We start from the raw sequence: 11,496 nt of genomic DNA on the forward strand, positions 1-11,496 counted from the left end.
TCTCGTCCGTTGCTGTGCCGCTACGCGGCACGGGGTTCGGACGGGAATCCGTGGCTTCCTGTTTCGTCGCGCTGTGCCGGGAGTAGTCCTGGTCTTACCTGCGCTCCACAGGCTGTAACCGCCAGTCCGGCGGCCGTTTTGACGTTCTTCGCGGCGTTGTGGTCCCGGTCATGGATCGCGCCACAGGCGGCACAGGCCCAGGTCCTAATGCGCAAGGGCGGGCTGGTCGGTGTGAACCGGCCGATCTTCACCAGGGTCCGCCCGTACCGAGCCGCTTTGTACTCCAGCATGTGTACGAACTGCGACCAGCCCGCGTCATGCACACTCTTGGCCAGCTTGGTGCGCGCCAGTCCTTTGACCGCCAGGTCCTCCACGCCGATCGCTTGGTTCTCGCGGATCAGCCGGGTGGAGAGCTGGTGGTGGAACTCACGGCGGGCGTTTGTCGCTTGTGCGTGGGCGCTGGCGACCTTGAGTCGCGCCTTCTCCCTGTTCCTGGATCCCTTCTGTTTGCGGGACATCTCGCGCTGGGCCTTCTTCAGCTTCTTCTCCGCGCGGCGCAGGAACCTGGGCGGTGCTCCGCACCATAGGTGATGAACACGCGGTACCCGGCTCCGCCGGACAAGACACGGCGACGCTCCGCGTCGCCATCACAGATTCGCTTCACCACCGGGCTGAAGCCCGATGCACTGCGAATGAATCCCGGTAGCGCGATCCCGGGTCCCCCCCCCCCGACGCACGGCGGTCGCCGCTACCCGTCCTCCTCCGGCTCCCAGTCCAGCAGCCGTACCTTCGCCACCGTACGGACATGGCGGCGCATCGCCGTGGCCGCCTGGCCCGGGCGCTGGAGGGCGATGGCGTCGAGGATCGCCCGGTGCTGGGCGAGGGAACGCTCGGGGCGGTGCGGCTGGCGCAGGGACTCGGTGCGGCTCTCGGCGATCTGGTCGGCGATGGAGCGCATGAACTCCGCGAGGAGAGAGCTGTGCGCGGCGCCGGTGACGGCCGCGTGGAACAGCCGGTCGCCCTCGATGCCGTGACCGCCGTCCTCGATCTCCCCGGCCATCCTGGCGAGGGCCATGCGCATGGCGACCAGGTCCTCGTCCGTGCGGCGTTCGGCGGCCAGTTCGGCGAGCTTGGTCTCCAGGGCCTCGCGGGCGTCGAGGACGTCGGGCAGGCGCCGGCGGCGCTCGACCATCTTCTCGACGGGCTCGACGTCGAGGCTGTCCCGGACGAGATACGTCCCGCCGCCGTGCCGTGCCTCGACCAGCCCCTGGACCTCCAGCACGACGATGGCCTGCTTCACGGAGGCCCGGCTGACGCCGAGGCGGGTGGCAAGGTCGCGCTCGGGCGGGAGCCGGTCGCCGGCCCGGAGCCCGCCCTCGGCGACGTACTGGCGCAGCCGGTCGAGCACCTGCTCGTAGAGCCGCGGCTTGGTCATGGGGCGCAGGGCGTCGGTCACGGGTCCCCCTCTCGTTCGTCGGGAGAGTAACACCCCATAGGTGGCCAATTGGCCAAGTGGCTGAGCCAATTTTGCGCGCCCCCTTGACGTGCCGCCTGGCCCGCACCACGCTAACCAGCCATCCCCCATGTGGCTGAGTGGCTCAGCCAATTGTCCACTGAGCCAGTCGGCCCACCCCACCGCTCCGGGGCCCAACGACGGGAGCCCGTATGTCCCCAGAACTCATCTCGATCCTCGTCCTGGTCGTGGTGTTCGTCATCGCCACCACCCGTTCCGTCAACATGGGCGCACTCGCCTTCGCCGCAGCGTTCGCCGTGGGCGAGCTCGTCGCCGACCTCGACGCGGACGGCATCTTCGCCGGCTTCCCCGGCGACCTGTTCGTCGTCCTCGTCGGCGTGACGTACCTGTTCGCGATCGCTCGCGCCAACGGCACCACGGACTGGCTGGTCCACGCGTCCATCCGGCTGGTGCGCGGGCGGGTGGCGCTGATCCCATGGGTGATGTTCGCGATCACCGGCGCGCTGACGGCGATCGGCGCGGTCAGCCCGGCCGCGGTCGCGATCGTCGCGCCGATCGCGCTGAGCTTCGCCGCGCGGTACGGGATCAGCCCGTTGCTGATGGGCGCGATGGTCGTGCACGGCGCCCAGGGCGGCGGTTTCTCACCGATCAGCATCTACGGCACGATCGTCAACGGCATCGTCGAGCGCGAGCACCTCCCGGGCAACGAGGTGTTCCTCTTCCTGGCCTCGCTCATCGTCAACCTCGTCATCGCGGGCGTGATGTTCGTGCTGTTCGGCGGGCTGAAGCTGTGGGCGCAGGGTGCGGTCCCGTTGGACGAGGCCGCCGGGGCCGGGGATGCTCCCGACAAGCGGGACGCACCGGACGACGGCACCGGCGCCGCTCCCGCCCCCTCCTCCGGCAGCGGCCCCGCCACCGCCGTGGCCACCCGCACCGAGGCCCCCGACACCACCCGTCTCACCCCCGCGCGGATCGCCACCCTCACCGCTCTGGTCGCCCTGGTCGTCGCCGTCCTCGCCTTCGACCTCGACGCCGGGCTCACCTCCATCACCCTCGCGGTGATCCTGAGCGCCGCCTGGCCGGAGGACAGCCGCAAAGCGGTCGGGCAGATCGCGTGGTCCACGGTGCTGCTGATCTGCGGTGTTCTCACGTACGTCGGCGTGCTGGAGGAGATCGGCACGATCAAGTGGGCCGGTGAGGGCGTCGGCGGCATCGGCGTCCCGCTGCTGGCCGCCGTACTGCTGTGCTACATCGGCGCGATCGTCTCCGCGTTCGCCTCGTCCGTGGGGATCATGGGCGCGCTGATCCCGCTGGCGGTGCCGTTCCTCGCGCAGGGCGAGATCGGGGCGGTCGGGATGGTGGCGGCGCTGGCGGTCTCGGCGACGGTCGTGGACGTGAGCCCGTTCTCGACGAACGGCGCGCTGGTGCTGGCCGCGGCACCGGACGTGGACCGCGAGCGTTTCTTCCGGCAGTTGATGATCTACGGGGGCATCGTGGTGGCGGTGGTACCCGCGGTGGTGTGGCTGGTGTTGGTGGTTCCGGGCTTCGGGTAGGACCGACAGGCGAAAACACGTTAGGAGTTGTGAAGCGTGACCTCTCTCTTCCCGGCCCTCAGGGGCGCCACGGCGGACCGTCCCGCCCTGCGGTTCGGCGACCGCTCACTCACCTACGCGCAACTCGCGGCCGCGACCGGCGCCCTGGCGGGCCGTCTCGCGCGGTACGACCGCGTGGCCGTCTGGGCGACCGCGGAACTGGAGACCGCGGTGGCCGTGGTGGCGGCGCTGGAGGCAGGTGTGGCCGCGGTGCCGCTCAACCCGAAGTCCGGGGAGAAGGAGCTCGGGCACATCCTGAACGACAGCGCGCCGGTCCTGCTGCTCGTCCCGCCGGGCGCCGAACTGCCTGCGGCTGTCGGTGACTTGGAGCGCGTCGACATCGACGTGCACGGCACCGGCGGCACTGCCCCCGACAGTGCGGCGCAGGACGGCGACCCCGCCCTGGTCGTCTACACCTCCGGCACCACAGGGCCGCCCAAGGGCGCCGTGCTCCCCCGCCGGGCAATCGCCACCACGCTGGACGCCCTCGCCGACGCCTGGCAGTGGACGTCGGACGACATCCTGGTGCACGGCCTGCCCCTCTTCCATGTGCACGGCCTGGTCCTCGGCATCCTCGGCCCGCTCCGCCGCGGCGGCTCGGTCCGTCACCTCGGCCGGTTCAGCACGGACGGGGTCGCCCGCGAGCTGAACGCCGGCGCGACCATGCTCTTCGGCGTCCCGACGATGTACCACCGCATCGCCGAAACCCTGGCGACAGACCCCGAGTTGGTGAAGGCACTGGGCGGGGCCCGGCTGCTCGTCTCCGGTTCGGCGGCGCTCCCCGTGCACGACCACGAGCGCATCACGGCCACGACCGGCCGCCGGGTCATCGAGCGCTACGGCATGACCGAGACCCTCATGAACACCAGCGTGCGCGCGGACGGCGAGCCACGCGCCGGGACCGTGGGCGTACCGCTGCCGGGCGTGGAGCTGCGGCTGGTGGAGGAGGACGGGTCGCCGATCACGTCGTACGACGGCGAGACGGTCGGCGAGATCCAGGTGCGCGGGCCGAACCTGTTCACCGAGTACCTCAACCGGCCGGACGCGACGGTGGCGGCGTTCACGGCGGACGGCTGGTTCCGCACGGGGGACATGGCGGTGCGGGACGCGGACGGATACGTCCGGATCGTCGGCCGGAAGGCCACCGACCTGATCAAGAGCGGGGGTTACAAGATCGGGGCGGGCGAGATCGAGAACGCGCTGCTGGAGCACCCGGGGGTGCGGGAGGCCGCCGTGACCGGGGAGCCGGACCCGGATCTGGGCGAGCGGATCGTGGCGTGGATCGTCCCGGAGAATCCTCAGTCCCCGCCCGCTCTGGACGAGTTGGCGGACCATGTGGCCGCCCGCCTCGCCCCCCACAAGCGCCCGCGGGTGGTCCACCACCTCGCCGCCCTTCCCCGCAACGACATGGGGAAGATCATGAAGCGGGCGCTGCATGGCTGAGCGGCTGTCCGCGCGCCAGGTCGTGGCCCTGGTGGCCGACGACTTCGCCGAAATCCGGTACCCCGAACGGCAGTCGAAGCCCGACGGACCCCTCGCCTGGCAGGGCTACGACGCCTCGCGCGCCCGTGCCGCCGAACGCACCGGCGAGCAGGAGTCGGTCATCTGCGGCACCGCGCGTGTCGAGGGCACCCGAGCCGTCCTGATCGCCTTCGAGTTCGGCTTCCTCGGCGGCTCGCTGGGTGAACGCACCGGTGACCGTCTGGAGGCGGCGTACACATACGCCCGCGAACACCGGCTTCCCGTCGTCCCGTTGGTGGCCACGGGCGGCAGCCGTATGCAGGAGGGCATGCTCGCCCTGACCCAACTCCAGCGCGTGGCATGCCAGTCGGCCCTCACCCGAGAGGCGGGTCTCCCACAGATCGCGGTACTGCGCGACCCCACCACGGGCGGCGGCTGGGCCACCCTGGGCGCCGGCGCGGACGTGATCCTCGCTCTCCCGGGCGCCCAGGTCGGCTTCGCGGGCTCCCGGGTCCGCCCTCCGGACGCCGACCCGTCGGCGTACACAGCGGAGGCCCAGGTGGCGGCGGGCGCGGTGGACGCGGTCGTACGACCGGAGGAGCTGCGGCGGACGCTGGGGATGTGGCTGCGGTTGCTGGCGAGGCCGTCGGACAGCGCCACCGACGGTCACACCACCGAGGTGGCGCCCGCCCCCCGACACCCGGCGCCCGGAAGCACCGACTCCACACCCACGGACTCGACCGGCGCAGCCCACCCCACACCGCACGCCGAACCCGCCCCCGTCCCGGCCCCCCTCGGCACCACTGATCTCCCCGCCACCGGGTGGGACGCGGTCCGGCGTGCCCGTTCCGTCGAGCGACCGCGCGCGGCCGACTACCTGGACGGCTACTTCACCCACCGCGCGGCCATCTCCGGTGACCGCTGCGGCGGCACCGACCCGGGCATGCTGTGCGGCTTCGGGGAGCGCGGGGGCCGCACCATCGCCTACGCCGCCCAGACCGGCACGGCGACCCGCCCCGCCGGCTACCGCACCGCCACCCGCCTGATCCGCCTCGCGGACCGTCTGGGCATCCCGGTGCTCACCCTGGTGGACACCCCGGGCGCGGCCAACGACGCGGAGGCCGAACGTCAGGGCGCGGGCGCGGCCATCGCCGACCTGTTCACCACGGTCGCCTCGGCCCGCACCCCGATCACCACCCTCCTCGTCGGCGAGGGCGGCTCCGGCGGCGCCCTGGCCCTGGCGGCTCCCGGCGCCACGTACGCCACCCCGGACAGCTATTTCTCCGTCATCGCACCCGAACTGGCGGCGGCGATCCTCAAGCGACCGCGGGAGGATGTCGAGGCGACGGCGGACCAACTGCGGCTCCGCCCACAGGACTTGGCGGAGCTCGGGGTGATCGCCCACCCGGAGGGGAGAACCCCATAAGACACCCAGATCAGACATAAGCGACAAAATCGCCCATTTAGCCGCACCCCACCCGGCCCCTCAATAAGGGCCCCTCCTACCCCGGCGCCGCACAATGCCACTAAGCCCGCCACCCGGCGCGGCCCACGGTCTGTGCTCTCGGGAGGACCTGCGATGACCGCCAGTCTGGAGCAGCTGCGCCGCTGCCACTTCGCCGTCGACCTGGGCGCGGCGAGGACGCGGGTGTACGTGAGGGGGGCCGGGCTCGTCGTCGACCAGCCGTCGGCCGCCGCCGTGAACACCCGTACCGGCGCGCTGATCGCGGTCGGTGAGTTCGCCGAGAAGATGACGGGCCGCACCCCCGACTACATCCGTGTCGTACGGCCCGTCTCCGGGGGCACCGTCGTCGACATCGAGATGGCCCAGCGCATGCTGCGCCATCTGCTCGGCGACAAGATCCGCCGCAATCTGCGCCGCAAGCCCCGCCTGCGGGCCGCCGCCTGCACCCCGCACGACGCCGACCCGCTGGCCCAGCGCGCGGCGATCGAGACCCTCGTGGGACTCGGGGCGCGGCGCGTCGAGCTCGTGGACACCCTCATCGCCGCCGCCGTCGGCTGCGGACTGCCCGTCGAGCGGCCCGAGGCCACCATGATCATGGTGTGCGGGGCCGCCGCCACCCAGGTCGCCGTGCTCTCGCTCGGGTCGATCGTGACCGCCGAGCGCGTCCCGGTCGGCGGTGAGGCCGTCGACCACGCGATCGTGCAGCACCTGCGTCACGAGCACGAGCTGATGCTGCCCAGTCAGTCCGTACGACCGCTGCAGCTCGCCCTCTCCGGCAACGGCCTCACCCCGCAGGGCCCCGCCTCCACCGAGATCCACGGCCGGGACGTCGCCACCGGCCTCGCGCGTTCCGTGCAGGTCGACACCGCCGCCGTACGGGACGCGATCGAGACCCCGCTGACCGCCGTCCTGGACGGGATCGGCCGGGTGCTGCGCAACTGCCCGCCCGACCTGGTGGCCGACCTCGCCGACCGCGGGATCATGATGGTCGGCGGTTCCGCCCTGCTCCCCGGGCTCGACCAGATGCTGCGGCAGGCGACCGGGATGCCGGTGCACATCGCCGAGCGGCCCGACGTCTGCGCCGTACAGGGACTGGGGTACATGCTGGAGGGCCGCATCGAGCCGATGTCGCTCGACCCGGTGTCCTCCTGAGGCACCCCGTCAGACCATCTCGGGCACCAGCGCCGTGCCCTCGGGACGGAACCGCTCCAGCCGACGCGGCGGCACGATGCTCGGCAGCAGCATCTCCCACATGAGGGTGGTCTCCTCGGTCAGGTCGGCCCGCCCGCTGAGGACCTGGGAGCTGAGCTGCAGCCCGGTCCAGGAGCCGACGATCAGCCGGGCCACCCGCCCGGGGTCGAGGTCCGCCTTGACGTCCCCGCGCTGCTGCGCCTGGACCAGGCACTCCCGGAAGAGCTCGATCCACCGGGTGTACGGCTCGCTGACGATGCCCGTCTTGGAGCTCTGGTCGATGACCAGGCGGATGCCGGCCCGCACCCGGACGTCCGCCACCAGCAGCCGGGCCATGGTGTGCACGATGTCGATGACGGTCTGCACCCCGGGCTTGCCCGTGTCCGTGACCGACTCCAGGGCGGAGAACTGCTCGTCGACGAGGGCCTGGGCGAGCTCCTCCTTCGAGCCGAAGTGGAAGTAGAGCGCGCCCTTCGTCACCCCGGCCTCCTTGACGATGTCCCCGAGAGACGTCCCGTGGTACCCCTCGGCGTCGAAGGCGCGGGCCGCCCCGTCGAGGATGGCCGACCGGGTGACCTCCGCGCGTTCCTGCCTGACCATGCGTCCAACCCCTGCCTGTGTCGCGACGTGCTCTCGGGATCAGTTTGCCTTCCCGACCCATAAAAAAACCAACCGACTGGTACTTTTATCGACGGACCAGGGAACCACCCTGGAAAACGTGGGGAGTTGGCATGGCGGACAGGATCCGGGTGGGTGTCGTCGGCGCGCACGCCGAGCGGGGATGGGGTCGCAACATCCATCTCCCGGCACTCAGGGCGCTAAACGACTTTCAGGTCACGGCAGTTGCCGGTACGACCGCCGCGTCGGCGCGGGCCGCCGCCGAGGTGTGGGGCGCGCAGAAGTCGTACGACGACGCCCGGGCGCTGATGGCCGACCCGGACGTCGACCTGGTCACCGTCGCGGTCCAACTCCCCTCCCGGGACGGGCTGGTGGAGGCGGCGATCGCCGCGGGCCGGCATGTGTACAGCGAGTGGCCGCTGGCCCCGGACGCGGCGACCGCCGAGCGCTTCGAGTCGGCGGCGCGGGCGGCGGGCGTACGGCACGCGGTGGGGCTGCAGAGCCGGCACCATCCCGAAGTACGGCTGCTGCGGGAGGTGTTGGCGCAGGGGCTGATCGGGGAGGTGCTGTCGGCGTCCCTGCTGTACTCGCTCGCCACGCCCGAGGTGTGGTCCACGCGGTATGCGGCGCTGTTCGAGGAGACGAAGGGCGTCAACCATCTCGCCGTGGTGGGCGGTCACTCGCTGGACATGTTCCAGTACGCCGTCGGGGACTTCGCCGAGATCTCGGCGACCCTGGCGACCCGGATCGACCGGATCACGATGGAGGAGACCGGCGAGCCCATCGAGGTGACCTCCCCGGACCAGATCGTGCTGGGCGGTCTGCTGGAGTCGGGCGCGGCGGCCTCGGCGCACTTCATGACGGGCGGTCCGCGCGGCGACGGCTTCCGGATCGAGGTGCACGGGCGGACGGGCCGGCTGGTCCTGGCGTCGTCGGACGACTCGCTGGTGGGCCCCCGCTTCACCCTGACCCACGCCCCGGCCAACGGCTCCCCCGCCCGGGAGCTCACCGTCCCCGACGCACACCGCCCGCTGCTGGGCACCCCGTCCCCGGTCAGCAACGTCGCCCAGGTCTACACGGACCTGGCCCGGGCGATCCGCACGGGAGACGACTTCGGCCCCGACTTCACCACCGCCGTGCGGGTGCACCGGCTGCTGGACGCCGTCAGGTCCTCGGCCGGGAGCGGCCGTCGGGTGCGGCTGGGCTGAGTGGCTGGGCTGAGGGGACGTCGCCCGACGAGCCCGGTGTGAGCAGGTGCGCCCCTGTGTGCTCCCCACCGACGGCGTTACGGTGTAGTTCCGACGGCTGTGGGAGGCTCTCTCGTGACGAGCGGAACCGCGACGACCCGACAGGCCGGAACCGATTCCACCGCGACCGCACCGGCTTTCACCTCCGTCACCCGGATCGGTGTGACGGGGCACCGCTCCATCCCGGGCTCCGTCCTGCCGGGTGTGCGTGCGGAGATGCGCAGACACCTCAGCGGCGGCGCCCTGGAGGCGTTCACCTGTCTCGCGGCCGGCGCCGACCAGCTGTTCGCGGACATCGCCCTGGACGGGGGCGTCCCGGTGACGGCGGTGATCCCGGGCATGGACTACGAGGCGCACCTCGACGACGACGCGGCGCGCGCCGGGTACCGCAGGATCCTGCGCGCCTGCGCGAACCGCGTCGATCTGCCGCGCGAGCCGACGCACGAGGAGGCGTACTTCGCGGCGGGGCGCTGGATCGTCGACCACTGCGACCGCCTGATCGCCGTGTGGGACGGCCGCCCGGCCCGGGGGCTGGGGGGCACCGGCGATGTGGTCGCCTACGCGCGGCGGACGGGGGTGCCGGTGACCGTGCTGTGGGAGCCGGATGTGCGCCGCGCGCCATGACACCCGGCTTGTGGCCGGCCGTCAGCCACCGAACCTGCCGAGCCAGTCCGAGTGCTGCGGCGACACCAGCCGCTCCGCCTCGCCGACCGCCAGGGCCCACCGGTCCTCGGTCACCGTCGTGCTCATCTCGACCCGCAGGGTCTCCAGATCCTGCTCGACCAGCGAGTGCGCGTAGGTCAGCGGCCGGTGCCGGCGCACCTCCTGCCAGGCGACCCCCGCCGCCGCGGCCGCACTGAGCACCCCGGTCAGGTCCCAGCCGCCGAGCATCCCGGCCGCCCTGAACACGGCCGCGAGCAGGGCCAGCAGGGTCAGTACGGCGGTCACGGACGACCACTGCACGGAGGCCCGGTGGGCCTGCGCGGCGCGCCGCCGGTACCAGGCGTGCTGCTCGAGTAATCGCTCACGCAGGTAGATGTCCCGCCGTACCGAGAAGGCCTTCGCCCGCACCTGACGCATCGCCGGGGTGATCTGGCCCTCGCCGCGGGCATGGGCCCCGTTCCTGGAGTCCTCCCAGCCCACCTTGCGCATCTCCCTGAGCCGTTCCTCGACCCGCTCCGCGAACAGCGCGTCCGCGTTGGCCACCTGGGAGTGGAAGATCCCTCCGTGCACCATGTACTGCCACGCCAGGGACTTCAGCAGCTCGGCGACGGCACGATGGGCCTGCCAGCGTGCGCGGGCACGACGGCGTGTGGTGCGCAGTCCGATGCCGATGGTCAGGGCGTACAGCAGCGCGGCCAGGAGCGCGGGGACATGGCTGTCGAGGCGTTCGGCCAGCATGGCCGAGGTGGTGGCCGCCAGCAGGACGACCAACTGGGCGCGGACGGCGCGAAACGATTCACTCTGATGGGTGATCGCGAGTTGATCGTTAACGCGGAAGAGCGGGGGCAGGTCGTGATCACTCCATGTCGTGCCAGGACCCGGAATTGCGGCGCTCATGAACCACCCCCGACGGCATGCTCACCTGGACCATCGAGTATGAGCGTGTACGCGCCCCCAAGCCATGCTCCGGGCATGGTCTCCTGAGGTATCGTCCGCCTAAACCCGGGCTGTCTCTGCCTCATGGATCGCGAAGCGACACCGGACCCTCTGGTCCCCTTGGGCCGGGGGCAGACCGGTGCCCTCGAGAGGAGACATCAGCACACATGAACGCACAAGCCACCACGGAGCGCGGACCGGTCGCCGGTCCCACGTCCCGTCGACTCACCCCGCTCGGGACGATCGTCCCCAGCGAGTCGGCCAGGACCGAGGCCGCGCGGGTTCTGGACGTCCCGGAAAGGCGTCCCGCCAAGCCCATCACGTTCGACAGTGCACTGTAGGTCGCGCTGTCCAGCACTCGCTTGACAGAAGTGGGCTGTAAAGTCAGCCTCGTTGAACTTGCACAGCCCACTTCCGCGCTCGCCTTCTCGCTATACTGACGCACTCTCATGTTCTTCCACGGCTCCGCGGGGGGATCCGTGAGGATTCCCATGACGCACCGAGCGAAATGGGGCTGAAGAATTGAGAGAGTCAGAATCCGATGACCCGCAACCGGAAGGAAGTGATATCGAGGAAGACCAGGAAAGAAACCCCGTCAAGTGGACCATCGACCCGCGCTGGACGACGCTGTTCGAACTCCTCGCGGCGATCGCGACCATCATTGCGTGTGTCGTGACGTTGATGTTCCGCTGAACGTGCGGACTTGAGCAAGCGGTGAACCGGCCAAGGCCAGGGCAATGAGAAGCGAGCCCGGCCGTGCTGACGCTTCGGCCGGACCCGCCTCTGCAGACTCCGCGCGACGGTCCGGCTCCGGCTTCACCCGGGGCCGGACCCTCAGCCGGGGTCCGT

11 protein-coding genes and 1 pseudogene are annotated in these 11,496 nt (G+C 71.3%); 8 read left to right on the forward strand and 4 right to left on the reverse strand.

The genetic code is table 11. The features are described from left to right. Nucleotides 1–20: 20 nt before the first annotated feature. Nucleotides 21–569, reverse strand: a pseudogene (locus RNB18_RS25490) (RNA-guided endonuclease InsQ/TnpB family protein); the annotation flags it as partial. 179 nt (nt 570–748) lie between these two features. Next, the gene (locus RNB18_RS25495) at nt 749–1,456 is read right to left on the reverse strand and encodes a FadR/GntR family transcriptional regulator (RefSeq protein ID WP_311716442.1); all 708 of its coding nucleotides are present in this window, start codon (nt 1,454–1,456) and stop codon (nt 749–751) included. 209 nt (nt 1,457–1,665) lie between these two features. Here RNB18_RS25495 and RNB18_RS25500 point away from each other — a divergent pair, with 209 nt between their 5' ends. The 4 genes from RNB18_RS25500 to RNB18_RS25515 all read left to right on the forward strand — a co-directional run bounded on the left by RNB18_RS25500 (nt 1,666) and on the right by RNB18_RS25515 (nt 7,144). Then, nucleotides 1,666–3,027: an SLC13 family permease gene (locus RNB18_RS25500; RefSeq protein WP_311716443.1), complete on the forward strand. Its 1,362-nt coding sequence runs from the start codon at nt 1,666–1,668 to the stop codon at nt 3,025–3,027. Nucleotides 3,028–3,063: 36 nt separating this feature from the next. Continuing rightward, nucleotides 3,064–4,509 (forward strand): acyl-CoA synthetase, encoded by a 1,446-nt coding sequence (locus tag RNB18_RS25505; protein ID WP_311716444.1) that lies wholly within the window; start codon nt 3,064–3,066, stop codon nt 4,507–4,509. Beyond that, nucleotides 4,502–5,953: a carboxyl transferase domain-containing protein gene (locus RNB18_RS25510; protein ID WP_311716445.1), complete on the forward strand. Its 1,452-nt coding sequence runs from the start codon at nt 4,502–4,504 to the stop codon at nt 5,951–5,953. Before RNB18_RS25505 ends, RNB18_RS25510 begins: the two co-directional genes overlap by 8 nt. Nucleotides 5,954–6,106: 153 nt before the next feature. After that, entirely contained in the window at nt 6,107–7,144 is a 1,038-nt protein-coding gene (locus tag RNB18_RS25515) for a rod shape-determining protein (RefSeq protein WP_311716446.1), read from the forward strand. A gap of 9 nt (nt 7,145–7,153) precedes the next feature. On the opposite strand, the gene RNB18_RS25520 is transcribed toward RNB18_RS25515, so the two are convergent. Continuing rightward, a complete protein-coding gene (locus RNB18_RS25520; RefSeq protein WP_311716447.1) occupies nt 7,154–7,783 on the reverse strand; it encodes a ScbR family autoregulator-binding transcription factor in 630 nt (209 codons plus the stop codon). A 131-nt stretch (nt 7,784–7,914) separates the two neighbouring features. Here RNB18_RS25520 and RNB18_RS25525 point away from each other — a divergent pair, with 131 nt between their 5' ends. Both RNB18_RS25525 and RNB18_RS25530 read left to right on the forward strand, forming a co-directional pair. Beyond that, the gene (locus RNB18_RS25525) at nt 7,915–9,009 is read left to right on the forward strand and encodes a Gfo/Idh/MocA family protein (RefSeq protein WP_311716448.1); all 1,095 of its coding nucleotides are present in this window, start codon (nt 7,915–7,917) and stop codon (nt 9,007–9,009) included. Nucleotides 9,010–9,204: 195 nt separating this feature from the next. After that, nucleotides 9,205–9,672, forward strand: a complete 468-nt coding sequence (locus RNB18_RS25530) for a hypothetical protein (RefSeq protein WP_311716711.1) — start codon at nt 9,205–9,207, stop codon at nt 9,670–9,672. 21 nt (nt 9,673–9,693) lie between these two features. Here the strand turns inward: RNB18_RS25530 and RNB18_RS25535 are convergent, their stop codons facing one another. Further along, nucleotides 9,694–10,608, reverse strand: coding sequence for a DUF4231 domain-containing protein (locus RNB18_RS25535; protein WP_311716449.1), 915 nt, complete (start codon nt 10,606–10,608; stop codon nt 9,694–9,696). Between the two features lie 206 nt (nt 10,609–10,814). On the opposite strand from RNB18_RS25535, the gene RNB18_RS25540 reads away from it, so the two are divergent. Together RNB18_RS25540 and RNB18_RS25545 are read left to right on the forward strand one after the other, a co-directional pair. Further along, nucleotides 10,815–10,988, forward strand: coding sequence for a hypothetical protein (locus RNB18_RS25540; protein WP_311716450.1), 174 nt, complete (start codon nt 10,815–10,817; stop codon nt 10,986–10,988). Nucleotides 10,989–11,169: 181 nt separating this feature from the next. After that, nucleotides 11,170–11,340, forward strand: coding sequence for a hypothetical protein (locus tag RNB18_RS25545; protein WP_311716451.1), 171 nt, complete (start codon nt 11,170–11,172; stop codon nt 11,338–11,340). The last annotated feature ends 156 nt before the right edge of the window (nt 11,341–11,496 follow it).

The sequence above is a fragment of the Streptomyces doebereineriae genome (assembly GCF_031845645.1).
GTDB lineage: Bacteria > Actinomycetota > Actinomycetes > Streptomycetales > Streptomycetaceae > Streptomyces > Streptomyces canus.

What these genes read in the sequence shown, in the direction of transcription:
- RNB18_RS25500 (WP_311716443.1), top strand. Translation starts at nt 1,666, where the DNA reads ATGTCCCCAGAACTCATCTCGATCCTCGTCCTGGTCGTGGTGTTCGTC.
- RNB18_RS25510 (WP_311716445.1), top strand. Translation starts at nt 4,502, where the DNA reads ATGGCTGAGCGGCTGTCCGCGCGCCAGGTCGTGGCCCTGGTGGCCGAC.
- RNB18_RS25515 (WP_311716446.1), top strand. Translation starts at nt 6,107, where the DNA reads ATGACCGCCAGTCTGGAGCAGCTGCGCCGCTGCCACTTCGCCGTCGAC.
- RNB18_RS25520 (WP_311716447.1), bottom strand. Translation starts at nt 7,783, where the DNA reads ATGGTCAGGCAGGAACGCGCGGAGGTCACCCGGTCGGCCATCCTCGAC.
- RNB18_RS25525 (WP_311716448.1), top strand. Translation starts at nt 7,915, where the DNA reads ATGGCGGACAGGATCCGGGTGGGTGTCGTCGGCGCGCACGCCGAGCGG.
- RNB18_RS25535 (WP_311716449.1), bottom strand. Translation starts at nt 10,608, where the DNA reads ATGAGCGCCGCAATTCCGGGTCCTGGCACGACATGGAGTGATCACGAC.
- RNB18_RS25540 (WP_311716450.1), top strand. Translation starts at nt 10,815, where the DNA reads ATGAACGCACAAGCCACCACGGAGCGCGGACCGGTCGCCGGTCCCACG.